The organism is Streptomyces sp. NBC_00461, assembly GCF_036013935.1.
Classification (GTDB): domain Bacteria; phylum Actinomycetota; class Actinomycetes; order Streptomycetales; family Streptomycetaceae; genus Streptomyces.
The window spans coordinates 9,871,684-9,894,772 of the sequence record NZ_CP107902.1; the positions used below are offsets into that span (position 1 = coordinate 9,871,684).

Sequence of the window (23,089 nt, forward strand, 5' to 3'; positions counted from 1 at the left end):
GTCTTGAGCACCGGCCTGCTGGACTTTCCGTGTCCTGTCACCGCACCGTCCGGGAGCAGCAATGCGCGCACCGTTCATGTCCCGCCTGAAAGGAAACGCCCCCTCTTCGAAGGACATGACGCTTCGTGCATGTGCTCAACCTCGGCATCCTCGCGCACGTCGACGCAGGTAAGACCAGCCTGACCGAGCGGCTGCTGCACTCGGTCGGCGTGATCGACGAGATCGGCCGTGTCGACGACGGGAACACCCGGACCGACACCCTCGCGCTGGAGCGGCAGCGCGGCATCACCATCAAGTCCGCCGTCGTCTCGTTCCCGATCGACGACGTGACGGTCAACCTCATCGACACCCCCGGCCACCCGGACTTCATCGCGGAGGTGGAGCGGGTGCTCGGCGTGCTCGACGGCGCCGTGCTGGTCGTCTCGGCCGTCGAGGGTGTCCAGGCGCAGACGCGGGTCCTCATGCGGACCCTGCAGCGGCTGCGCATCCCGACCCTCCTCTTCGTCAACAAGATCGACCGCCGCGGCGCCCGCCCCGACGGTGTCCTGCGCGCGATCTCCGAGCGGCTCACCCCGGCGGTCGTGCCGATGGGGACCACCGCGGGGCCGGGTACGCCCGACGCCCGCTTCACGCCGGGCCTCGCGCCGACGGCCCCCGACGTCCTGGCGGACCATGACGACGACCTGCTGGCCGCCTACGTGGAGGGCGGCGCCATTTCGCACGCCACCGTGCGTACGGCCCTGACCGCCCTGACTCGCCGGGCCCGGGTCCACCCCGTCTACTTCGGCTCGGCCATCACGGGCGCGGGCGTGGACGCGCTGGTGACCGGCATCAAGGAACTCCTGCCACCGGCCGCCGGCGACCCCGGCGGACCGGTCTCGGGCACCGTCTTCAAGGTCGACCGCGGTCCGGCGGGGGAGAAGGTGGCGTACGCCCGGATGTTCTCCGGCACCCTGCGCACCCGCGACCGGGTCCCCTTCGGCGAGGCCGGCCAGGAGGGCAGGGTCACCGCGATCGGCGTCTTCGACCACGGCGGCGACGTCCGGGCCGACGCGGTCCCCGCCGGCCGGATCGCCAGGCTCTGGGGCCTGACCGGCATCAGGATCGGCGACGCGATCGGCGAACCCCGTGAGGCGTACGAGCGCTTCTTCGCCCCGCCGACGCTGGAGACGGTGGTCGTCCCGGGCCCGGGCGTGGACCGCGGGAAGCTGCATCTCGCGCTGACCCGGCTCGCCGAACAGGACCCGCTCATCGACCTGCGCCACGACGAGGTGCGCCAGGAGACCGCCGTGTCCCTGTACGGCGAGGTGCAGAAGGAGGTCGTCCAGGCGACGCTCGCCGAGGAGTTCGGGCTCGACGTCACCTTCCGGGAGACCACGACGATCTGTATCGAGCGCCCGTCCGGTTCGGGGGCGGCCGTCGAGTTCAACAAGAAGGACCCGAACCCGTTCCTCGCCACCGTCGGCCTGCGCGTCGACCCCGCGCCGACCGGCTCGGGCGTGGACTTCCGACTGGAGGTGGAACTCGGCTCGATGCCGTACGCCTTCTTCAAGGCCGTCGAGGACACCGTTCGCGAAACCCTTGGCCAGGGTCTGCACGGCTGGCAGGTCACCGACTGCGTCGTCACCATGACCCACTCCGGCTACTCGCCCCGGCAGAGCCACGCCCACCAGGGCTTCGACAAGAGCATGTCGAGCACCGGCGCCGACTTCCGCGGGGTGACGCCCCTGGTCCTGGCCGAGGCGCTGCGGCGGGCGGGCGTGCGGGTGTACGAGCCGATGCACCGCTTCCGGATCGAGGCCCCGGCCGACACCCTCGGCGCCCTGCTCCCGGTGCTGGCCGCGCTGCGGGCCGTACCGCAGACGACCAGGACGCGTGGTGCCGACTGCCTCCTGGAGGGTGCGGTCCCGGCGGGCCGGGTGCACGAGCTGGAGCAGCGGCTGCCCGGACTCACGGGCGGCGAAGGCGAGTTGGAGACGGCCTTCGACCACCACGCACCGATCGCCTACGGAACGGTTCCCGAACGTCCCCGCACCGACCACAACCCCCTCAATCGCAAGGAGTACCTGTTGAACGTGACGCGTCGAGTGGGGAGTTGAGGCGGCAGGGACAGAACATGCCCCGGAAACCTGAAACTTACTCAAGAGTCAGAAGTATTGACGTTGTCCGGAAATCACCGGACTGTAGTGGACATGCCGAATATCCGGGCACGTCTGCTCGTGGTTCTGGTTGTCCTCTTCGGATCCCTGACGGTGGCGGGCGTGCCGTCCGCCACCGCCGCGACCCTTCCCGACTCCCTCTGGTTCGACGAAACGCCGCTCACCGTGCGCAGCGGCCACTTCGTCGACGGCAACGGCCGCGAGGTCGTGCTGCGCGGGTACAACGTCTCCGGCGAGACCAAGCTGGAGGAGAACAGCGGCCTGCCGTTCGCCTCGGTGGCCGACGCGAAGAAGTCCGCGACCGCGCTGCGCGCCCTCGGTGGCGGCAACTCGGTCCGCTTCCTGCTGTCCTGGGCCCACGCCGAACCCACCCGCGGCGCGGTCGACACGACCTACCTCGCCGCCGCCACCGCCCAGATGCGGGCCTTCCTCGACGCCGGTATCCGCGTCTACCCCGACTTCCACCAGGATCTCTACTCCCGCTACCTCTTCAACTCCGGCAGCTGGTACACGGGCGACGGCGCCCCCACATGGGCGGTGAACCTGGGGGGTTACCCGCAGGAGTCCTGTGGGATCTGCCTCTTCTGGGGCCAGAACATCACCCAGAACCAGGCCGTGACCAAGGCGCAGCACGACTTCTGGCACAACGCCTACGGCCTTCAGGACTCCTTCCTCGACACCGCGCAGAAGACCATGGCGTACGTCGAACAGCACCTCAGCGACGCGGAGTTCGCCGGCGTGGTGGGCTTCGACCCGTACAACGAGCCCCATGCGGGCAGCTACGACTCGGGCCAGACCAGCCGCACCTGGGAACAGAACGTGCTGTGGCCCTTCTACGTGAAGTTCCGGGCCCGGATGGACGCGGCGGGCTGGCAGGACAAGCCGGCCCTCGTCGAACCCAATCTCTTCTGGAACGCCAACATCGACTCCCAGAAGCAGCAGGGCGGTCTCCTGGACGCGGGCACGCTCGGTCCGCGATATGTCTTCAACACGCACTTCTACGACCAGAAGGCCATCTCCGGCATCTTCATGTGGGGCAAGGCGGCCGACGGCCAGTACGCGACCGACTTCGGGACGATCCGCGACCGCGCCTCGGCCGCGGGAACGGCCGCCGTGGTCAGCGAGTTCGGCCACCCGCTGTCGGGAACGGTCTCGGACAAGGCGCCGACCGTGCTCAAGGCCATGTACCAGGCCCTCGACTCCCGTGTGCCGGGCGCGAGCTGGTGGTCGAATCCGGCCGGCTCGGGCCCGGTGCTGTCCGGTTCGCAGTGGCAGTGGGACATCTACAGCGGGCGTCACCACGAGCTCATGAACGACAACCCCGACAAGGTCCGCACATCCGGTGACGCCTGGAACGACGAGGACCTCTCGGCCGTGGGCCTCGACGACTCCGGCGCGGCGACGCTGCGCCAGGACGGCCGGCTCCTCGACCGCGTGTACCCGGGCGCCACCGCCGGTTCGACGCTCGCCTTCACCTATGAGGACCGCTCACGCGACGGCTCGACGACCCTGACCTGGAACCCGGTTCCGAGCTCGCTGCCGAACGTGGCGACGCTGGTGGGCTCGGGTCAGTACGGGCTGCTCGTATGGCGCTCGGGCAGCGGCTCGGCACCCACCGAACTGCACCTCCCGGCGTCCTTCCCGACCTCGTCGACCACGGTGGTCTCCGACCTGGGCACCGCGTACGGCCCGCCGGCGTACACGACGTCGACCCCGATCGCCGCGGCTCCCGAACCGGGCGGCACCGGCAGCCGCCGACTCCTGCTCACCGACACGGACTCGGGCGCCCTGCACTACGCACTGGTGACCAACGGCGCCACCTCACCCTCGGCGGGCCTGCTGACCGCGGCCAGGTCCGAACTGGCGGCGTGGGCCGGCGCGCACTTCTGACGAGGTGCCCCGGGCGGGCGGGCCGGGGCACCTCCCCGCCATGTCCGCCCGGGGATCTTCTCCGACCCCCTCGCCCGGGGCACGGTCGCGCCGGTGGTCCGGCTCCGCGGCGACGTGGGCCGGCTCCGCGGGCGAGGTGGACCGGCCTGGTTCTAGTGCCGCCCACCTCGCGTCTCGCGGGAGTCAGCTGCCGGAGGTGCCCGACCAGTTCGCCTCCACATGGCCCAGCCGCACCCGCTGCGGATGGTCACCGACGGAGACGGACGTGACCTTCCGCCCGGTCGCGAAGTCGATCGCCGTGACCTGGTCGGCGCCGCTCTCGGAGATGATGCAGTCCTTGCCGTCGCCGCTGACCGTGGCCCAGTAGGGCTTCGAGGCGGACACCAGCGGACCCTCGTCGAGGGTGGCGCGGTCGACGACCGTCGCGTAGTCGTCCATCGTGCCCGCGACGCACAGCTTCGTGCCGTCCGGGTTCATCGAAATGCCGTGGTGGCGCGAGTCGTTGACCCAGGTGGTGCGGTCCTCGCTGGTCGCCGGGTTCTTCGGCAGCGTCTTCACCCGGGTGATCTTGTCGGTGGCGACGTCGTACTCCAGGAACCCGTTGAAGAAGGACACCTGGAAGTACAGCTTGGACTCGTCCGGCGAGAACACGGCCGGCCGCACCGCGTCCGAGAAGTCCTTCAGGCCGATCGCGTCGAGCCGGTCCCGCATGTCGATGACCTTGACCTGCTTGTACGTCGTCGCGTCCACGACGGTGATGTGCCGGTCGCCCTTGGTCCAGTCCCAACCCGGGGCGTCGAGGGACGTGTTGACGTCCCCGATGGCCATGTTCCAGATGTACTTGCCGTCCTTGGTGAAGATGTTCTCGTGCGGCTTGTCGCCCGTCGCGAACGAGCCCAGCTGCTTGCCGGTGTTGATGTCCAGCACGTGCACGGTGTTCGCGGTCGAGGCGGACACCGCCACCCGGGTGCCGTCGGGGGAGACCGCCATGTGGTCGGACCGGTAACCGGACACGGGGAAACGCCAGTTGATGCTGCCGGTGGCGAGGTCGATGGAGACGACGTCGGCGAAGCTCGGCCGGGAGACCACCACCGACCTGCCGTCGGGGGTGGAGTACATGTCGTCGACGAACTGGTCGTGGCCCTCGCCGACGCCGTTGCGGATCGCCATGAAGTAGATCCACTTGATCGGATCGGCGTTGATCGCCGCCATCCGCTGGTCCTTGTCGGGGATGACGTTGATGCGGCCGACCTTCGCGAAGTCGCCGGTGGACCTGATGACGTCCGCGGTGCCGTCCCAGTTGTTGCCGACGAACATCACCTCGCGCAGGGCGGCTGCGGAGGAGGAGTCGGTGGCGGCGGAGACGGCGGTCGCGGGCGCGGCGACGGTCAGGACGAGGGCGGCGGCTACGGAGCAAAGGTGCCTGGTTCTGAAGGCAGGCATGAGTGCTCTCTCCTCTGAGTGGCTGGAGTATGACGGGGGCATGCCAAACGGAATGGACACAGCCGAATCTGAAAACGGACGCCTTCAGATTCCTACTTACTGGAAAGTAAGGAAGATGCGCCCTTCTCCACAAGACCGCGGGCACGACAAAATTGCCGGAAGGGGCGGACGAGGGAGGTTCAGTGGCGGGCAGGCTCAGGGCGCCGACCGGACGGTACGGCGGCAAGACCGCCGTGGAACGGCAGGCCGAACGGCACAGGAGGTTCCTGGACGCCGCTCTCGAACTGTTCGGCGGCGAACCCGGCTACCGGGCCACCACGGTCTCGGCGCTGAGCGAGGCCGCAGGCCTGTCCACCCGGCAGTTCTACGAGGAGTTCCGCACCCTTGAGGACGTGCTGGCCGCTCTGCATCTCCAGGTCAACGACTGGGCCGAGGAAGCCGTCGTGACCGCGCTCGCCGACGTACAGGGCCTGCCGCTCGCCGAGCGTGCCACCGGCATCTTTCGCTCCTACGCCGCCAACGTCACCGGCGACCCGCGCCGGATACGGATCACCTTCGTCGAGATCATCGGTGTGAGCCCGCGCCTGGAGGAGCAGCGCCTCGCCCGTCGCTCCCGATGGGTGGACCTCATCTGCGCCGAGGCGGAATCGGCCGCCGCGCGGGGAGAGGCGGCCCCGCGTGACTACCGCATCGCCGCAACCGCCTTCATCGGCAGCGTCAACGGCCTGCTTCACGACTGGAGCGCCGGGTGGGTCGACGCGACGCTGGACGAGGTGGTGGACGAACTGGTGCAGCAGTTGCTGGCGATTCTGCGTCCGCCGGGGTGGGCCGCGCCGGCGGACTGACGGGTGCGGTGCGTCCCCTCGGGGGGTATTGCGTGCGCGTGGGCGGCAACCTCGGTGTGCTCGTCTCGGTCGGCGAGCGTGCGATCACCCCGGCTTTAGGACATCCGGAACGTTCACCGAGTCCGGCCCATTCCGCACGCCTGGTCCGTTCTCCGCGCCCAGTCCATTCACCACCCCAGGGCCTTGACCGCGCCCAGTCCCTACACCGCGCCGAGCCCGTTCACCGCGGCCAGCACCGGCGCCACGCCGTCCTCGTCCCGGATCCGCGCCCCCAGTCGCGCCGCGCGCCGCCCGAACGCCGGATCGCCGGTGGCCCGCAAAAGGGCCGCGGCCAGGGTGTCGGCGGTGAGGCGGCGCAGCGGCAGGGCGCGCGGGGCCACTCCCAGGGCGACCAGACGGGCGGCCCAGAAGCCCTCGTCGAACTGGATCGGTACCGGCACGGCGGGTACGCCGGCGCGCAGACCCGCCGCCGTCGTGCCCGCGCCCGCGTGGTGGACCACGACGGCCATGCGGGGGAAGAGCGCGGAGTGCGGGACCTCGTCGACGCTCAGCATGTCGTCGCCGACAGCCCCGAGGCCGGCCCAGCCCCGCTGGATCACTCCCCGCAGCCCGGCCCTGCGCAGCGCGCGCACGATGGCGCCGCTGAGCCGCTCGGGGTCGGGCACGGTGGCGCTGCCCAGGCCGACGTACACGGGAGGTGGTCCCGCGTCGAGGAAGTCCCGCAGAAGGGGCGGGAGTTGGGAAACCGTGTCGTACGGCCACCAGTATCCGGTAACGGTGAGACCCGGCCGCCAGTCTCGCGGCCGCGGTACCACCAGGGGGCTGAAGCCGTGCAGCACCGGCCGCTCCCGGGCCCGCCGGGCCACGGCGGCACTCGCGCGGGGCAGTCCCAGCCGCTCCCGCACCGCGGGCAGCGCCCCGGCGAAGACCTGCTCGACGGCCAGACCCACCCCGTGCCCGGCGATCCGGTTGCCCACGGCCCCCAGTGAGCGGACGCCCAGCATCGGAGGCCCGAACTCCCTTGTGGGGGCCAGTGGTTGGAGCGGCACGTCCAGGTACGGCAGCGACAGTCCCTCGGCGATGGTGTGCCCGAGCGGGCCGACCGAACCGGACAGCAGCAGGACGTCGCTCGACCGGGCGGCCGCCACGAGGTCGTCGGTCATCCGCCCGACCAGTGTGCGTGCCATCGCCACCACCCGCACCAGCTTCCCCACGCCGGTCCCGCTGCGGTGCAGACCACGCCCGCGTGAGGACTCCAGCTCGGCCCGCGGATCCACGGGCAGTGCATGGAAGTGGACCTTCGACCCCGCCACGAGCGGCTCGAAGCGGGCGTGGGTGACCAGGGTGACCTCGTGTCCGGCACGGGAGAGCCCGTGCCCGAGTCCGGTGTAGGGGGCGACGTCGCCCCGGGAACCCGCCGTCATGATCGCTACGCGCACGACCGCCAGTATGGCGCCGCCGCACGCCACTCAGCCAGAACAACCCGTGGAGAGCGGCCAGTTCAGGCCTGTCGCACCCGTTGACTTCCCTCTCTTCGGGGCCTTACTTTCGGCGCGCGACATGTTCGGTTAACCGATCCATGTTCGATATATCGAATATGGATGGAGTGCGCCGCTCGAACGCGTTGTCGAATGCTTTCCCCCCTGGGGTCCCCCCTGTCGAAGGAGCCGCATGTACCCCCCTCCGTGCTCGCCCCGAAGAGGTCTCGTGCACCGGTGCAGGGCCGCCGCTGTACGTCTCCTCGCCCTCGCCCTGACCGCGGCCGCCGCATTGCTGTTCGCGGTGCCGGGCCCGGCGCAGGCGGCGACGGCCCGTCAGATCGCCGTGCCCACCGCCCCCATGGGCTGGGCCTCCTGGAACAGTTTCGCCGCCAAGATCGACTACAACGTGATCAAGAAGCAGGTCGACGCGTTCGTCGCGGCGGGGCTGCCGGCAGCCGGATACAAGTACATCAACATCGACGAGGGCTGGTGGCAGGGCACCCGCGACAGCGGCGGCAACATCACCGTCGACACAGGTGAGTGGCCCGGCGGCATGAGCGCCATCGCCGACTACATCCACAGCAAGGGCCTCAAGGCCGGTATCTACACGGACGCCGGCAAGGACGGCTGCGGCTACTACTACCCGACCGGCCGCCCCGCCGCGCCGGGCAGCGGCAGCGAGGGCCACTACGACCAGGACATGCTGCAGTTCTCGAAGTGGGGCTTCGACTTCGTCAAGGTCGACTGGTGCGGCGGCGACGTCGAAGGGCTCGACGCGGCGACGACGTACCGGTCGATCAGCGACGCGGTCACCAAGGCGTCGGCCGCCACCGGCCGTCCGCTGACCCTGTCGGTCTGCAACTGGGGCAAGCAGAACCCCTGGAACTGGGCGCCGGGCCAGGCCCCCATGTGGCGCACCAGCACGGACATCATCTTCTACGGCAACAAGCCGTCGATGACGAACCTGCTGTCCAACTTCGACCAGACCCTGCACCCCACGGCCCAGCACACCGGCTACTACAACGACCCGGACATGCTGATGGTCGGCATGGACGGCTTCACCGCCGCCCAGAACCGCACCCATATGAACCTGTGGGCGATCTCCGGCGCACCGCTCCTCGCCGGTAACGACCTCACCACCATGACCTCCGAGACCGCCTCGATACTGAAGAACCCCGAGGTCGTCGCCGTCGACCAGGACCCGCGCGGCCTGCAGGGCGTCAAGGTCGCCGAGGACACGAGCGGACTGCAGGTGTACGGCAAGGCGCTGGCCGGCACCGGCAACCGCGCCGTCGTCCTCCTCAACCGCACCTCCGCCGCCCAGAACATCACCGTCCGCTGGTCCGACCTGGGCCTGACCGACGCGTCCGCGACCGTGCGTGACCTGTGGGCGCGCTCCAACGCCGGTAGCCACGGCACGAGTTACACGACCAGTGTCCCGGCGGGCGGCTCGGTCATGCTGACGGTCACCGGGGGGACCGAGGCGTCGAGCAGCACCTACACCGGCACGTCGAGCTTCAGCGGCGTCGCCGCCGGGAGCACCGGGGTCAAGGTCGTCGACGTCTCGTACACGAACAACACCTCCGGTGCCCGCACCGGCACCCTCACGGTCAACGGCCAGCGCTCCACCGCGGTCTCCTTCCCGCCGACCGGAGCCGGCCCAGGCACGATCTCCGTCCAGGTCGGCCTGTCCAAGGGCGCCACCAACTCGCTCACCTTCTCGGGCGCCCCGACCCTCGACTCGATCACAGTCAGACCCCAGCCCGGGACCGACGGCACCCAGGTCGTCGGCAAGCAGTCCGGACGCTGCCTCGACATCTACGACCACACGATCACCAACGGCACCCAGGCCGAGCTGTGGGGCTGCAACGGCGGCCAGAACCAGGCCTGGACGTCCACCTCCCGCAAGGAACTCGTGGTGTACGGCAACAAGTGCCTGGACGCCTACGACAGCGGCACGAGCAACGGCACCAAGGTCGTCATCTGGGACTGCAACGGCCAGAACAACCAGAAGTGGAACATCAACAGCGACGGCACGATCACCAACGTCAACGCGGGCCTCTGTCTGGACGCCTACAACAACGGCACGGCCAACGGCACCTCCATGGTGCTGTGGACATGCGGTACGGGCGACAACCAGAGGTGGACGCTCAACTAGCCCCGGCCCAGGCGCAGGAGAGCAGCACGACACCCGCGGACATGACCGCGGCGCACGCCAGCAGCCAGCCGGCCAGCAGGCGGCGCCGCAGGCCGCGGTAGGACTCCTCGTACTCGCCCCGCAACTGACGGGCACGCTCCGCCGTGCGCTGCCAGGAGGTGCGGGCGAGTGCCAGGTACTCCTCCTCGAACCGGCGCTCCACGTCCTCCCGTTGTGGGTCCGTGAGCCAGTCGAGCCGGGCACCGAAGCGCGCGGCGGCCCGGCGGCCTTCCTCCCGGGCGGCGGACAGGAGCAGATGCCCCTCGATCTCGTTGAGGAGCACCTGGGTGTCCTTGCTGCTCACGGTGCGACCACTTCCCTTTCCGGGGCCGGGGGCCGGACGTGGTGCAGGTCGAACGCCGGGGATTCGCTGCGGATGCGGGGAAGGGTGACGAAGTTGTGGCGCGGCGGCGGGCAGGAGGTCGCCCATTCCAGTGAACGGCCGTAGCCCCACGGGTCGTCGACGCCGACCGGCTTGCCGTACTTGGCCGTCTTCCACACGTTGTAGAAGAACGGGAGCATGGACGAGCCAAGGAGGAACGAGGAGATCGTCGAGACCGTGTTGAGCGTCGCGAACCCCTCCACCGCGAGGTAGTCGGGGATACGGCGCTGCATGCCCTCGGCGCCCAGCCAGTGCTGGACCAGGAAGGTGCCGTGGAAGCCGATGAACAGCGTCCAGAACGTGATCTTGCCGAGCCGCTCGTCGAGCATCTTGCCGGTGAACTTCGGCCACCAGAAGTGGAAGCCGGAGAACATCGCGAAGACGACGGTGCCGAACACCACGTAGTGGAAGTGCGCCACCACGAAGTAGCTGTCCGAGACATGGAAGTCGATGGGCGGCGAAGCGAGCATCACGCCGGTGAGGCCGCCGAAGGTGAAGGTGACCAGGAAGCCGGTGGCCCAGAGCATCGGGGTCTCGAAACTCAGGGACCCCTTCCACATCGTTCCGATCCAGTTGAAGAACTTCACGCCGGTAGGTACGGCGATGAGGAACGTCATGAAGGAGAAGAACGGCAGCAGCACACCGCCGGTGACGTACATGTGGTGGGCCCACACCGTCACGGACAGGCCGGCGATCGCGATGGTCGCGCCGATCAGGCCCATGTAGCCGAACATCGGCTTGCGGGAGAAGACCGGGATGACCTCGGAGATGATGCCGAAGAACGGCAGCGCGATGATGTACACCTCTGGATGGCCGAAGAACCAGAAGAGGTGTTGCCACAGCAGCGCGCCGCCGTTGGCCGCGTCGAAGACATGCGCCCCGAACTTCCGATCCGCCTCCAGCGCGAACAGCGCGGCGGCCAGGACGGGGAAAGCGAGCAGCACCAGCACCGCGGTCAGCAGCACGTTCCACACGAAGATCGGCATGCGGAACATGGTCATGCCGGGCGCGCGCATGCAGATGATGGTGGTGATGAAGTTGACCGCACCGAGGATCGTGCCGAAACCGGAGAAGGCCAGACCCATGATCCACAGGTCGGCGCCGATGCCCGGGGAGCGCACCGCGTCCGACAGCGGGGAGTAGGCGAACCAGCCGAAGTCGGCCGCGCCGGACGGGGTGAGGAAGCCGCCGACCGCGATGGTCGAGCCGAACAGGTACAGCCAGTAGGCGAACATGTTCAGCCGCGGGAACGCCACGTCGGGCGCGCCGATCTGCAGCGGCATGATCCAGTTGGTGAAGCCGGCGAACAGCGGCGTCGCGAACATCAGCAGCATGATCGTGCCGTGCATCGTGAACGCCTGGTTGAACTGCTCGTTCGACATGATCTGCAGACCCGGCCGGGCGAGCTCGGCGCGCATCAGCAGCGCCATGACGCCGCCCATCAGGAAGAACGCGAACGACGTGACGAGATAGAGCGTCCCGATCGTCTTGTGGTCAGTGGTCGTCAACCACTTGAGGTGCCTCATACCCCGCCTGTGTCCGGGCCCGGCACACCGGTCACACTCGGATGACGCGACGAGAATCACGGAAGCGGGTGTGACGATCCGGCCGGTGCCGGACACGAACGGAACATGAGCAACGACGAGATCTTCGCCGCTGCCTATCGCGAGCACTACTGGGCGGTCAGCCGCTATGTCGCGCGGCGACTGGACGGGCGGGCCGACGAGGTGGAGGAAGTGGTGGCGGAGGTGTTCACGGTCGCCTGGCGGCGCCGCTCGGACCTGCCCGGCTCCCCGCTGCCCTGGTTGTACGGCGTGGCACGCAACTGCCTGGCGAACGCGGTACGCGGCTACGGCCGGCGCCGCCGGCTGGTCGACCGGCTGGGCAACGACGAGACCGCGCGCGGCAGGCAGATCGTGGACAGTCCCGACGCGGAGACGGCGGGTTCCTGGGTGCATGACGCACTGGCCCGGCTCTCCGAGGCCGACCGGGAGGTGCTGCGCCTGACGGCGTGGGAGGAACTGGGCATCGACGAGGTCGCCGTTGCCCTCGGCTGCGGCAGCCGGGCCGCGTCGATGCGGCTGCACCGCGCCCGGCACCGGCTCAGAACCGAGATAGACCGCATGCGCCCCGCACCCACGGCCGGTCCGACAGCCGCGAAGGAGCACGACCATGGCTGACGAACTCGAACTCCTGCGCCGCGCCAACCCGGCGCCGTCCGACGGCCCCCACTACGGCGACGGCCCCCTCGACCACCATGCCGAGCGCCGGCTCAACCAGTTGCTGCACGAACGGCCTCCAGGCCGCCGCCGCACCCGGCTCGTGTGGAGTCTCGCGGCCACCGCGGTCGTCGCCGCGACCGTGCTGACGCTGACGCTCGGCGGCCCGAGCACGGCCCCCGCGGTCGCCGCACCCCGCGCGCTCGTCGTCCAGGCCGACTCCACCCCCGTACCCCTGGATCAGCTCGCCGGCCGGGCACAGCAGCAGATCGCCGCGGACGGTGCGCCGAAGCTGCGCAAGGGCACGCACGTGCAGTCCTGGAGCATGGGCATGAGCGAGGACAAGCCCCCGATCACGCTGCCGGAGGAACGAATCGTGCGCTGGAAGGCCGACGGCAGCCACACCGAGCTGGTGGTGGCGACCGACCCGCGACACCCCGGCCGGCCGGTCCTGCGCGACGAGGGCGGCGATCCGCACCTGGTCGAGGACGGCCATGTCATCAGCAGCCAGACGTATCCGCCGAGTTGGAGCGACGCGCCGCCCGAGTCGCCCCCTCCGGCCGACCCGGCCCGGCTGCGGGCCTATCTGCAGGAAGCCGCGTACACCCACCACACTGGGCTGACGACTCCCGAACTCCTCGACGTCGTCGCCGAGTTGCTGGACCACTGGACCCTCGGCGCCCGGGAGTCCGCGACGCTTGCCCGGCTTCTGGCGGACGCCGAGGGGCTGCGCCCGGTCGGCCAGGTGACCGACCGGCTCGGGCGGCGCGGCCAGGCGTACGTGTACGACGCTCCCGGCAACCGCCGGATGCTGATCATGGACCCGTCCACCGGCGCCGTGCTCGGCCTGGAGACCGTCCTGACCAAGGCCGAGCCCGAGTACGGCGTCAGGGCCGGCGATGTCGAGTCGTACAGCGCCTGGATGCGCTGATCACACTCCGAGCTGCCGGGCGGCGGCATCGACGGTCTGCTCCAGCAGCGTGGCGATCGTCATCGGACCGACACCGCCCGGCACGGGAGTGATGAGACCGGCACGCTCCACGGCGGAGTCGAAGTCCACGTCGCCCACGTTGCCCGGGTTGTAGCCGGCATCGATCACGACGGCGCCGGGCTTGACGTCCTCGCCCCGGATCAGCCGCGGCCGCCCCACGGCGGCCACCACGATGTCGGCCTCCCCGGACCACGGAGGACAGGTCCCGGGTGCGCGAGTGGCAGTACGTCACCGTCGCGTCGCGGGCGAGCAGCAGCATGCCGACCGGCTTGCCGAGGATGGCGCTGCGGCCCACGACGACGGCCCGCTTGCCGGACGGGTCGACGTCGTACGCGTCGAGCAGCCGCATGATGCCGCCCGGCGTGCACGACACGAAGCCCGGCAGGCCGAAACTCATCGTCGCGAAGGAGGCGAAGGTGACGCCGTCGACGTCCTTCTCGGGCGCGATCGCCTCGAACGCGGCCCGCTCGTCGATGTGTTCACCCATCGGGTGCTGCAGCAGGATGCCGTGCACGCCGGGATCGTCGGACAGTGAGCGCAGGGTGGCGACGAGTTCCTCGGTGGTCGTGGCCGCGGGCAGTTCCACGTGCCGGGATTCGATGCCGGCCTTGCGGCAGCGGTTCTGCTTCATGCGGACGTAGGTGACGGAGGCGGGGTCCTCGCCGACCAGCACCGTCGCCAGACAGGGCGCCGTGCCGGTGCGGTCGGTGAGGCCGGCCGCCCGCTCGGCGGTGTCCTCGACGATCCGCCGGGCGAGCGACGTGCCGTCCATGAGCCGGGCCTGGGACATGATCCACTCCTGGGCTGGTGTGACCTGATCGCCCAGGCGCACGGCATCGACTCCGCGTGGCCGCTCCCCGGTGGTACTCCACCTCAGCGCCAGTCACGGCCCGCCATGACCCTAACCGATGTCCTCGCTGTGCTGCGGCGGGGCCGTCGGATCGACCCCGGCGAGGAAACCGGTCGCCTGGGCCTCGATGCGAACGGCACCGATGACCCCGGCCCAGCGGGCGACCTCGGTCGCGAGCGCCCTGGCCCCCGCCTCGTCGCCGGTGTCACGGGCCTGGCTGATCACCCGCACGCACGAGACGGCCGACCGCCGGCGCGTACGGGTCCGGCTCACCGATGCGGGAAACGCCGCCTTCGAGCAGCATGCGGCGACGGAGGAAGCGGGCGAGATCGCGCTGCTCTCAGCACTGAGCGCAGTAGAGCAACGGACACTGGCCGAACTACTGCGGAATTTGGCAGTGGCCGCCGAGGCCGGGCAGGACGTACCCGCCCCAGCGCCGCACGGGCCGAGAAGGTCCAGGTCAACCGGGTGCTGACCTGGACCCTCGCGGTTCTGCCTCCTACTCGTCCCATGCCTGGATCAGGATTTCTTCGGTGATCTTTCCGTCGCGCAACGTGATCATCGACTCGGCCAGGACGCGCGTACCGTCCGAGTACTCGCAGGACTGGCTGTAGGCGGCATGGTCGCCCTCGATGATGCAGTGATCCACCTTGTGCGTCATGTCACGGCTGTAGATGTCCTCGAACAGCGCGCCGATCTCGTCGCGACCGTGCAGGACCTTGGGCTTGCTGGGTTGGGTGTTGCGGTCCACGATGCGCACTTGCGCGTCGTCCGCATAGAGCGACAGAAGGTCTGTCGCCGTGTGTCCCTCGACGCCCCGGCGCAGGGTGTCGGCGTTGAAGGCAGGGGTTGCCGCGGTGCCCATGATGACCTCCTTCGAGGGCCGCGACCCGACGAGGAGCGGGCCGCGGAGGGCCTCTCATCCGAGACTCCTCCGCCAGGGCGGCCTCGGCAAGCGCAGCCGGAGCGCTGCCCCTGATGGGTGAGCGCAGCGATGTGCCCGTGTCCGCCGGAGGCCCGGTGACGTTGTGAAAAGCATGATCTCAACACGACGTATCGTTGCCGCGGTTGGTCTCGCCGCCGGCATCACCGCCCTTGCGGCGCCCCTTGCCAGCGCGTCCGACTCGACCATCCAGAACCGGGACGGGAGCGAGCTCAACCCGATCAGCACGATTGACTCCCTCGCCGCGACCGGCATCCCGGCGGACCGCAGGGCCGAGGTGCCGCGCCCCTCCGAGCAGCTGCAGCAGCTGAACCGGCTCAACAACCTCGGGCAGCTGGACCGGGTCGCCCACATGGGAGCCGCGGGGACCGGGCTGCCCGAGGCCCTCTAGCAGACCGACGCCGCATCGCACGCACCTGTCAAGGGCCGCCCGGAACACCGGGCGGCCCTTGACTTTGCCGCAGGCTGGTCGCGTCCCGCCGAGGATCGTGAATCAAATGTCACGTGGCGAACACATGCATCCTCGGCAGCGGCGTGCCCGCCGCCGACGGACCGCTGTCACGCCGCCGTGGGAGCGGCGGATCCGGCGTCGAGGAAGTGGAATCCGGGCCCGGGGTGCATCAGGAAGTCGTGGTGGGAGATGTTCCACGCGTAGGCGCCCGCCAGTGAGAACACCACCCGGTCGCCGGCCCTGAGTCCGGGTGCGGGCACCCGGCGTGCCAGTACGTCCTTGGGCGTGCACAGCTGCCCCGCCACGGTGACCCGGTCGCTCCCGGCGGCCGGACGCGGCCACGGATGCGGCCAGTCCTCCGACTTCAGCACGGTGCAGGGCTGATCGTGGCCCTTGGTCGCCGGGGTCCGCAGATGGTGGGTGCCACCCCGGACGACGGCGAAGTCCTCGCCGTGACTGCGCTTCACGTCCAGCACCTCGGTGGCGTACCAGCCGCAGTACGCCGTCAACGCCCGCCCCGGCTCGATGCGCAGGGTCAGCCCGGGGTGTGCCTCGGTGAGCCGGGCCAGCCCGCTGCCGTACGCGGTCCAGTCGAAGCGGCGCTCCGGCTCGGTGTAGTCGACGGTCATACCGCCGCCGACGTTCACCTCGGCGAGCGGAACACCGAGACCCATGGCCCAGTCCACGACCGACTCGGCCACCACCAGCTGCTCGGCCGCCTCCAGCCCACTGGCCAAGTGGGCGTGAACGCCCCGCAGTTCGAGGTGCGGATACGTGCCGTCGGTCAGCGCCCGGACGACCTCCACGGCCCGCTCCGGATCCAGCCCGAACGGCGTCGGACGACCTCCCATCGCCAGCGAACTCCCCGCCAGCGACCCGTCCGGCACCGGCAGGTTGACCCGGGGCAGCACCGCCACCCGCCGCCCCGGCGCACACCTCCGGGCCAACTCGCCCAGCATGCGGAGCTCGTACTCGCTCTCCACATGGAAACGGCCCACGCCCAGCTCCAGAGCGGCCGTCACCTCGGCCGGCGTCTTGCCGGGACCGCCGAAGGCAAGAGCGCGGCCCGGCACCGCCTTGGCCACGTGGGCGAGCTCACCGCCCGAGGAGACCTCGTAGCCGTCGACGTACGGGCCCAGCGTGCCCAGGATCTCCGGCTCCGGGTTGGCCTTGGCGGCGTAGTACACCTCGACCCGCTCGGGAAGTGCGGCCCGGACGGTGGCGGCATGCGTGCGCAGCGCCGCCAAGTCATAGACGTATGCGGGCAGTTCGGCCGAGGAGAGAGACCGGACGCGGTCGTGGACCGCGGGGGTCGGGTCGGTCATCGGGTGCTCCCGGTCGTGTCGCGCAGGACGTCCTCGGCGAGCGGGGAGGGCAGCCGGACATAGCCGGCGTCCCGGTCCGCCTTGCGTTCCCATCGGGTGAGCAGGTTGGCCTTGGCGGGCAGGGGCACCCCGGCGAGCAGGGCGGCGAGGCGGGGCGGGCAGCCGTAGCGGTCGGAGTACGTCCGGAGCGTGGCGCGCACCCGGGCCCACAGGGCCGCCTCGGCCTGCGGGTGCAGGTCGGCGAGGGCGGCGAGCAGCTCGGCGACGTGGTTGACGAGCAGGCAGTACACGACCCGGTCCCAGCCGCGTTGTGCGTCGTACGTCATCGGGCCCGCGACCTCGGGCGGCAGCGCGGCCAGCGTGTCGGCGTGGTGTTCGGGGACCAGCTTGGTGCCCTCGAGGTCGCGGAAGAGGACCTGGGCGGGCATCCCGTCGGCGCCGACGCAGATCAGGACGTTCTGCAGATGGGGCTCGAAGACCACGCCGTGGTCGAAGTAGGCGGCCAGGACGGGCGGGACGAGCAGGTCGAGGTAGGCCGACCACCAGGCCAGGGTGGTTCGTACGTCCGCCCCGTCGAGCAGGCGGGAGACGTGCGCGGCGCCGGTCGGGTACTCATCGGCGACGGCCGCCGCGAGCAGGGGGACCGTGCCCGGCGCGAGACGGCGCGGCAGGCCCTCGCGGACGATGACGCCGAAGCCCTCGAACAGCTCGCGGTCGACAGAGCCGTCCGGGCCGGGCAGGGCGAGCGTGCGGTAGGCCGGCTCGCGGAGCACGGCGCTGCCCGGGAAACGGTCGGCCAGATCGGCGAGTGCCGGGGCCAGGGCACGGGTCAGGGCGACGGCGCCGGCCAGCTCGTAACTGCTGTTCTTGCGCAGGCAGTTGGTGATCCGGACGTTCAGGCTGAACTTGAGGAAGGTCTCCCCGTCGTACAGGGTCCGCACCGACGCGGTGGCGGCGAAGGGGCGTCCGCCCGGGCCCAGGTCGAGGATGTCGCCGCGGTCGAGCGCGGCACCCAGAGCCGGATGCGCCCGGAGCGTCTCGTACTGCCAGGGGTGGGCGGGCAGCAGCCGGTACCCCTGCGGCACGTCCGCGCGCAGCCCGTCCAGGAGGGCGGTCGCCGACGGGTCCGCGAACTCCTCGGCGATCAGGTGGGCGCGGACGGCGAGGTGCCGTAGTGGGAAGGAGGCGCCGACCTCCGGCGCGTACGCGGCCCAGGCGCGCGGGTCGCCGGTGCGGGCCTTGGGCGTCGGGTGGAAGCGGTGCCCGAACAGCAGCGACCGCTCGGAGGACAGATAGGCCGAGAGACGGTCCTGCGGGAGACGGTCGTCCGGGAGGCGGGCGGAGTGCGGGGCGGCGAGCGTCGTGGAGACGGCGCCGTGGCTGGAGGCGATCTGGTCGAGGAACTCCTCGTTGCGCACGCCCGTGCGCAGCGACAGCTCGTCGTGCGTGTACTCGGCCAGGCGCCGCCAGTCCACCTCCGACCAGCCGCCGTCGCCCTGCTCACTCACGGGGCCGGTGAACCGGTGTGCGCCGAGCAGCGAGGTGCGGCGCAGGGCGATGCGCAGCAGCACTCCGCGGCGCGGCAGCCGCAGCAGGAGGTGGCCGTCGGCGACGACCGACTGGTGCTCGGGTCCGGAGACCTCGCGCAGCAGGCAGTTGAGGAGCGTGTGGGCCACGGCGTCGTCGGCGGAGGGGAGTACGGCCGCGTTGCCGGGCGGGCGAAGCGAGATGGGGGTCCCCCCGGACGAGGTCTGGGGGAGGCTCAGCGAGGGCATCAGCGGCTCCTGCGGGTGCGGTCGTTCAGCGGGGGGAAGGACGAGGTCACCACGGTGGCGACGACGGTGACGGCGGCGGCCGCGCTGCCCGTCAGCACGGGTGCGGCCGGGCCGAAGCGGGCGCTGCCCGCCGCGGCGGCCAGACCGGCGGCGACCGCGCCGGCCTTGGAGAAGAACTCCAGTGAGCCGAACATCCCGCCCGGCGACCGTCCTTTGGCGCAGTCGGCGGCCAGGACCGACAGACACACCAGGCCGAGGGTGAGGCCCGCGCCCAGCAGCAGCCGGACGGCGATCAGCGTCGTCAGGGAACCGGCGATCCCGTGCCCCGCGAGACCGAGCGCGATGCAGGTGAACCCGAGCGCGATCCCGGCCCGGGGCCGGTCGCGGAACGCGGAGTGCACGGCCAGCGCCGACACCAGGTAGCACAGGTGAGGGAGGGCGAACAGCACGCCGGAGAGGGTGGCGGAGGTGCCCGGGAGACGGTCGTCGACCAGGGCGATCAGATAGGGGAAGGAGATGACGGTGGAGAAGACGAAGGCGAACTCCAAGGCGTACAGGGCCTTGAGGGAGATCACCGGCGTCCCGTCCGCGCAGGTCGTCTCGACGGGCCGCGCCGGCTCCGGTGCGGCCCGCTCCGGTTCGGGCAGGGCCGCCAGCAACAGGGCGGCCGTCAGCGGCAGTACGGCGAGCAGGGCGTACTGGCGGTGAGGCGACAGCCAGCCCGACAGCGAGCCGATCACGATCGGCGCCACGACCAGGGCGGCTCGGGCGCTGCCCTGCATCAGGGTCAGCGCCCTGGACAGGGCGGGACCCTCCAGGGCGGCGCCCAGGTACCCGTTGGACGCGGCGAAGGTGCCGCCCAGGATGCCCTGCAGTACGAGCGCGACGGTGAACGTGGCCAGGGAGTCCGACCAGCCCGCGAGGAGAAAGGCCACGGCGAGGCCCAACTGGGCGCGCAGCAGCAGCCGCTTCCGGCCGTGACGGTCGGCGAGCCGCCCCCACAGCGGGGCGCCGAGCGCACCGAACACGGTCGGGACGACGTACAGCACCCCCGCCCAGCGGGCCCCGTGGTCGCCCAACTCCGGCAGGATCTCGGTGAGGTACGGCGGCAGCCCGAGCGCCGCGAAGGATGCCACGAAGTAGCAGCCCGCCACCGCGTGCACATGCCCGCGGGTGAACGCCCGTTCCGGCATGCGCAGGACTTCGGCGCTCATGCCGTGCCCCCGGTGGGCAGCAGGTAGTTGGGGCCGGTCGTGTAGTGCTTGTTGACGTCCGCGGCGCCCGAACGCTCCTTGGAGAGCAGCGTCCCGGCCGTGACCATCGCCTTGACCGGCAACCGCGGTGCATCGAGGACCCGCTCGCGCAGGACCGCACCGGCGTCACCGCCCAGCCGGTCGACGGCCCGGGTGAGCCGGTCGCGTACCAGACCCAGCAGCTCGTCCCGGTGCCGAGCGAGCCCGAACGCGTAGGCCCCCGCGCACAGATGGACCGTGATGGTGGCGAACAGGTCCGCGACGGGTCCGTCCCCGGCGCTGTACGTCCGCGGATCGTCGAAGCCCCACGGCCCTGGCAGCCTGGCGGCCAGCCGCGAGGCGTTCACGCGGGGCCCGTCGTTGTCCTTGAACAGCAACCGCAGGGTGCCCGGCCCCAGCACCAGCGAGACGTTCTGCTGATGCGACTCCAGCGCGATGCCGTAGCCGAACAGGGTCGTCTGCCAGTCGAACAGCAGCGTCAGGAAGGCGTCCAGCAGGGCCAGTGGGTCGCCGCCGTGGAAGCGGTCGGCCAGCAGGTCGAGGACCAGCCGCCCGCTCGGCGCCTCGGCGAGGAGCGCGGCCAGCGGGACGACGACGGAGTCCTCGCGTGCGGCCGGGTGGCGACGGCACAGCACGGCCAGCAGCTCGTGCCCGGCGTGTGCGTACGTGGCCTCGTCGGCGTGCAGGACCGTGTCCCGGAAGCGGGGCTCACGCGCGATCACCGCCTCCAGCAACCGCTGCCCCGCCGCGCCGTCGACGAGGGTGCCCGGCTTGATGGAGCGCTTGTTGCGCAGACCCAACGTGGCGGTGGCCAGAGGGAGTTTGAGGTGCAGGGAAGGATCCGCGGCCACCGCCACCGTGCGCATCGACAGCGTGGGCACGACTTCGAGATGGGCGCGCTCGGCGAGCAGCGCGCTGCCCGCGAGGCCCGTGGTCCGCAGGGCCTCGTCCAGCGGCGCTCCCACGGTCAACGGGTGCACGGGCAAGGCCACGTGGGTGTGCTCGACCTCGGGCAGGCCCAGCAGCGCGGGCGTGGGCCACAGCTCGGGGAGCGGGCCGGTCACGGTCACCGCGGCACGCGGCACGGCCAGCCAGCGCAGTGCGAAGCGGGGATGGAACTCCGGTGCGTACGCCCGCAGTTGTGACTCGGTGAGCCCTGAGCGGCCGCGTGCGGTCGGGTAGACGGGATGGTCGAGGCGGGCGGCGAGAGTGTCGTACGCGAGCCCCGGCCATCCGGCCGGATCGTCCCCGTACCGGTCGGTCAGCCGTCGCATGACGTCGTCCCGCGTGCGGGCGTGCAGCCGCATCGTGTCCAGCGTCTGACGGCACTCCTCGGCGAACGCGTCGAAGCCGTCGCGGTCCTCGGGCTCGGCGAGATCGCGCAGCGCGCCGAGCACGGCCTCGTGCGAGGTCAGCTCGGAGGTGTCCGACTCGCGTGCCAGCAGGGGCAACCGGGCCCGGTACTCGCCCTGGTAGCCGTCCTCGGCGATCGGCAGCAGCAGGGCGTCACCGGCAGCCGGCAGGCGCAGCCAGTCGCCGTCCGGCCGGTGCACGAGAGCGCTGCGGCTGCGCAGCCCGACCACGTCCTCGCGCAGCAGGGCGCCGAGCACGCGGGTGAGCAGCTGCGTCTCGCAGGTGTCCGTCGCGGTCGGCGCGCTCACGACTGGATCTCCCAGCTCCGGGCGGCCAGGAATTCCGCCGACACCCGGTCCACCGTCCGCTGGTCGGTGCCGACGGCCCGCAGCACGCCCAGGTAGTCGCGGTTCGTGCGATACAGCTCGTGTCGCTCGCCCACGGCACGCAGCGGACGGTACGTCAGATGGACGCCGTCGACGGTCAGTTCCCCGGAGTCGGGGGCCTGAACAAGGGTGCCGGCCCGGTCGGCGCACGGGTACTCCAGACGCGCGGCGCCGTCGCGGCGGGCTTCCAGGTGGGCAGGGAGCGGCTCGCCCAGATGGGTGCGCAGCACCAGCTCGAAGAGCGGTATCTCCAGCAGCCGGGCCAGCAGCAGATCGCACTGGTCGCCGATGGCACGGTAGTTGACCTCGATGATCCTGGCGCGTCCCTCGTGCACCACGAACTCGGTGTGACAGGCGCCGAACCCGACGCCCAACGCGTCCAGTTGGGCGAGCACCTGGGCCACGACGGGCTCAGGGTGGGCCGGGACGAAGGTGAGGCGTTCCTCGATGAAGTACGGCGGGGCCGACAACTCGGTGTGGAAGCCGCCCAGCACATGGCGGACCTGCCCGTCGCCCAGCGTCTCCAGGGTGTACAGCTCGCCGGGGAGGTACTCCTCGACGACCAGGACGGCACCGGGCCGACGGTCCAGGATCTCCTTGGCCCGTGTCACGAGCTGTTCCGGGGCGTCGACCAGGACGACGTCCTCGCTGGCCACGCCCTCGCGCGGCTTGAGGACACACGGGTACGGCGCGTCCGAGGGCGCGACGGGCTCCGTGAGCTCGGCCGACCACACGGTGTCCACACCGGTGGCGGCGAGCCGGCGCCGCATCTCGGCCTTGTCCTTGGTGCGCAGCGTGGCTCGCCAGTCCTTGGCGGGGAGGCCGAAGTAGGCGGCGGCCAGGGCGGCCTGGGTCTGGAGGTGGTCGCTGTTGGTGAAGACGGCGTCGGGGCGGTGGTGTGTGGAGATCCGGGTGACGACCGCCCGGTGGTCGCGGACGTCGCACTCCAGGACCTCGATGTCCGGGTGGGTGCGGCGATGGGCGGCGGGCTGGTCGGTGAGGACGGTGACATCCAGGCCCAGCCGGGCGGCGGCGGGCAGGAAGCCCTCGGTGACGGAGTCGGTCGGATTGAGGGCAAGCAGGTAGATGCGCACGGTGTGCAGGCAACTTCCTCTGGCGGGTGGGGGGTTGGGGGCGGACCGGGCG

At 70.9% G+C, this 23,089-nt stretch carries 18 protein-coding genes, 1 pseudogene and 1 riboswitch; of the genes and pseudogenes, 7 read left to right on the plus strand and 12 right to left on the minus strand.

What is annotated here, in order from left to right; genetic code table 11:
- Window positions 1–125: 125 nt before the first annotated feature.
- Both OG870_RS45615 and OG870_RS45620 read left to right on the plus strand, forming a co-directional pair.
- On the plus strand, window positions 126–2,099 hold the full coding sequence (locus OG870_RS45615; protein ID WP_327692199.1) for a translation factor GTPase family protein: 1,974 nt from the start codon (window positions 126–128) through the stop codon (window positions 2,097–2,099).
- A 93-nt stretch (window positions 2,100–2,192) separates the two neighbouring features.
- Window positions 2,193–4,049 (plus strand): cellulase family glycosylhydrolase, encoded by a 1,857-nt coding sequence (locus OG870_RS45620; RefSeq protein ID WP_266842091.1) that lies wholly within the window; start codon window positions 2,193–2,195, stop codon window positions 4,047–4,049.
- A gap of 183 nt (window positions 4,050–4,232) precedes the next feature.
- Here the strand turns inward: OG870_RS45620 and OG870_RS45625 are convergent, their stop codons facing one another.
- Window positions 4,233–5,492, minus strand: coding sequence for a YncE family protein (locus OG870_RS45625; protein WP_266527866.1), 1,260 nt, complete (start codon window positions 5,490–5,492; stop codon window positions 4,233–4,235).
- Between the two features lie 182 nt (window positions 5,493–5,674).
- Between OG870_RS45625 and OG870_RS45630 the strand changes: the two genes are divergently transcribed.
- The gene (locus OG870_RS45630; RefSeq protein ID WP_266527869.1) at window positions 5,675–6,337 is read left to right on the plus strand and encodes a TetR/AcrR family transcriptional regulator; all 663 of its coding nucleotides are present in this window, start codon (window positions 5,675–5,677) and stop codon (window positions 6,335–6,337) included.
- 200 nt (window positions 6,338–6,537) lie between these two features.
- On the opposite strand, the gene OG870_RS45635 is transcribed toward OG870_RS45630, so the two are convergent.
- Window positions 6,538–7,761, minus strand: coding sequence for a glycosyltransferase (locus tag OG870_RS45635; protein ID WP_266842306.1), 1,224 nt, complete (start codon window positions 7,759–7,761; stop codon window positions 6,538–6,540).
- A 247-nt stretch (window positions 7,762–8,008) separates the two neighbouring features.
- On the opposite strand from OG870_RS45635, the gene OG870_RS45640 reads away from it, so the two are divergent.
- On the plus strand, window positions 8,009–9,976 hold the full coding sequence (locus OG870_RS45640; RefSeq protein ID WP_266928295.1) for an RICIN domain-containing protein: 1,968 nt from the start codon (window positions 8,009–8,011) through the stop codon (window positions 9,974–9,976).
- Here OG870_RS45640 and OG870_RS45645 read toward each other — a convergent pair.
- The gene (locus tag OG870_RS45645) at window positions 9,969–10,319 is read right to left on the minus strand and encodes a hypothetical protein (protein ID WP_266928293.1); all 351 of its coding nucleotides are present in this window, start codon (window positions 10,317–10,319) and stop codon (window positions 9,969–9,971) included. The genes OG870_RS45640 and OG870_RS45645 overlap by 8 nt on opposite strands.
- Window positions 10,316–11,923 (minus strand): aa3-type cytochrome oxidase subunit I, encoded by a 1,608-nt coding sequence (gene ctaD / locus OG870_RS45650; RefSeq protein ID WP_266928291.1) that lies wholly within the window; start codon window positions 11,921–11,923, stop codon window positions 10,316–10,318. The genes OG870_RS45645 and ctaD overlap by 4 nt, the downstream gene beginning before the upstream one ends.
- Window positions 11,924–12,028: 105 nt before the next feature.
- Between ctaD and OG870_RS45655 the strand changes: the two genes are divergently transcribed.
- Together OG870_RS45655 and OG870_RS45660 are read left to right on the plus strand one after the other, a co-directional pair.
- A complete protein-coding gene (locus OG870_RS45655) occupies window positions 12,029–12,577 on the plus strand; it encodes an RNA polymerase sigma factor (RefSeq protein ID WP_266527878.1) in 549 nt (182 codons plus the stop codon).
- A complete protein-coding gene (locus tag OG870_RS45660) occupies window positions 12,570–13,547 on the plus strand; it encodes a CU044_5270 family protein (RefSeq protein ID WP_266527881.1) in 978 nt (325 codons plus the stop codon). The genes OG870_RS45655 and OG870_RS45660 overlap by 8 nt, the downstream gene beginning before the upstream one ends.
- Here OG870_RS45660 and OG870_RS45665 read toward each other — a convergent pair.
- From OG870_RS45665 to OG870_RS45675, 3 genes and pseudogenes are all read right to left on the minus strand, one after another.
- Window positions 13,548–14,397 (minus strand): annotated as a pseudogene (locus tag OG870_RS45665) (bifunctional 5,10-methylenetetrahydrofolate dehydrogenase/5,10-methenyltetrahydrofolate cyclohydrolase).
- 23 nt (window positions 14,398–14,420) lie between these two features.
- Window positions 14,421–14,504: riboswitch (ZMP/ZTP riboswitch) on the minus strand.
- Between the two features lie 4 nt (window positions 14,505–14,508).
- The gene (locus OG870_RS45670) at window positions 14,509–14,688 is read right to left on the minus strand and encodes a hypothetical protein (RefSeq protein ID WP_266928288.1); all 180 of its coding nucleotides are present in this window, start codon (window positions 14,686–14,688) and stop codon (window positions 14,509–14,511) included.
- A gap of 268 nt (window positions 14,689–14,956) precedes the next feature.
- Window positions 14,957–15,322: a nuclear transport factor 2 family protein gene (locus OG870_RS45675; protein ID WP_266527890.1), complete on the minus strand. Its 366-nt coding sequence runs from the start codon at window positions 15,320–15,322 to the stop codon at window positions 14,957–14,959.
- Window positions 15,323–15,494: 172 nt separating this feature from the next.
- On the opposite strand from OG870_RS45675, the gene OG870_RS45680 reads away from it, so the two are divergent.
- On the plus strand, window positions 15,495–15,791 hold the full coding sequence (locus OG870_RS45680; RefSeq protein WP_266527893.1) for a hypothetical protein: 297 nt from the start codon (window positions 15,495–15,497) through the stop codon (window positions 15,789–15,791).
- A 167-nt stretch (window positions 15,792–15,958) separates the two neighbouring features.
- Here the strand turns inward: OG870_RS45680 and OG870_RS45685 are convergent, their stop codons facing one another.
- The 5 genes from OG870_RS45685 to OG870_RS45705 are packed head-to-tail and all read right to left on the minus strand — an operon-like array spanning window position 15,959 to window position 23,037.
- Window positions 15,959–17,176, minus strand: a complete 1,218-nt coding sequence (locus OG870_RS45685) for a type III PLP-dependent enzyme (protein WP_266527896.1) — start codon at window positions 17,174–17,176, stop codon at window positions 15,959–15,961.
- Entirely contained in the window at window positions 17,173–18,951 is a 1,779-nt protein-coding gene (locus OG870_RS45690; protein ID WP_266928285.1) for an IucA/IucC family protein, read from the minus strand. Before OG870_RS45690 ends, OG870_RS45685 begins: the two co-directional genes overlap by 4 nt.
- Window positions 18,951–20,165: an MFS transporter gene (locus OG870_RS45695; protein ID WP_266928283.1), complete on the minus strand. Its 1,215-nt coding sequence runs from the start codon at window positions 20,163–20,165 to the stop codon at window positions 18,951–18,953. Before OG870_RS45695 ends, OG870_RS45690 begins: the two co-directional genes overlap by 1 nt.
- Entirely contained in the window at window positions 20,162–21,865 is a 1,704-nt protein-coding gene (locus OG870_RS45700) for an IucA/IucC family protein (protein WP_327692200.1), read from the minus strand. The genes OG870_RS45695 and OG870_RS45700 overlap by 4 nt, the downstream gene beginning before the upstream one ends.
- Window positions 21,862–23,037: an ATP-grasp domain-containing protein gene (locus tag OG870_RS45705; protein WP_327692201.1), complete on the minus strand. Its 1,176-nt coding sequence runs from the start codon at window positions 23,035–23,037 to the stop codon at window positions 21,862–21,864. The genes OG870_RS45700 and OG870_RS45705 overlap by 4 nt, the downstream gene beginning before the upstream one ends.
- Window positions 23,038–23,089: the final 52 nt, after the last annotated feature.

Excerpts from the sequence above, each read along its gene's own strand:
- OG870_RS45620 (WP_266842091.1), top strand. The coding sequence starts at position 2,193 with ATGCCGAATATCCGGGCACGTCTGCTCGTGGTTCTGGTTGTCCTCTTC.
- OG870_RS45625 (WP_266527866.1), bottom strand. The coding sequence starts at position 5,492 with ATGCCTGCCTTCAGAACCAGGCACCTTTGCTCCGTAGCCGCCGCCCTC.
- OG870_RS45635 (WP_266842306.1), bottom strand. The coding sequence starts at position 7,761 with ATGACGGCGGGTTCCCGGGGCGACGTCGCCCCCTACACCGGACTCGGG.
- OG870_RS45640 (WP_266928295.1), top strand. The coding sequence starts at position 8,009 with ATGTACCCCCCTCCGTGCTCGCCCCGAAGAGGTCTCGTGCACCGGTGC.
- ctaD (WP_266928291.1), bottom strand. The coding sequence starts at position 11,923 with ATGAGGCACCTCAAGTGGTTGACGACCACTGACCACAAGACGATCGGG.
- OG870_RS45655 (WP_266527878.1), top strand. The coding sequence starts at position 12,029 with ATGAGCAACGACGAGATCTTCGCCGCTGCCTATCGCGAGCACTACTGG.
- OG870_RS45660 (WP_266527881.1), top strand. The coding sequence starts at position 12,570 with ATGGCTGACGAACTCGAACTCCTGCGCCGCGCCAACCCGGCGCCGTCC.
- OG870_RS45675 (WP_266527890.1), bottom strand. The coding sequence starts at position 15,322 with ATGGGCACCGCGGCAACCCCTGCCTTCAACGCCGACACCCTGCGCCGG.
- OG870_RS45680 (WP_266527893.1), top strand. The coding sequence starts at position 15,495 with ATGATCTCAACACGACGTATCGTTGCCGCGGTTGGTCTCGCCGCCGGC.
- OG870_RS45685 (WP_266527896.1), bottom strand. The coding sequence starts at position 17,176 with ATGACCGACCCGACCCCCGCGGTCCACGACCGCGTCCGGTCTCTCTCC.
- OG870_RS45690 (WP_266928285.1), bottom strand. The coding sequence starts at position 18,951 with ATGCCCTCGCTGAGCCTCCCCCAGACCTCGTCCGGGGGGACCCCCATC.
- OG870_RS45695 (WP_266928283.1), bottom strand. The coding sequence starts at position 20,165 with ATGAGCGCCGAAGTCCTGCGCATGCCGGAACGGGCGTTCACCCGCGGG.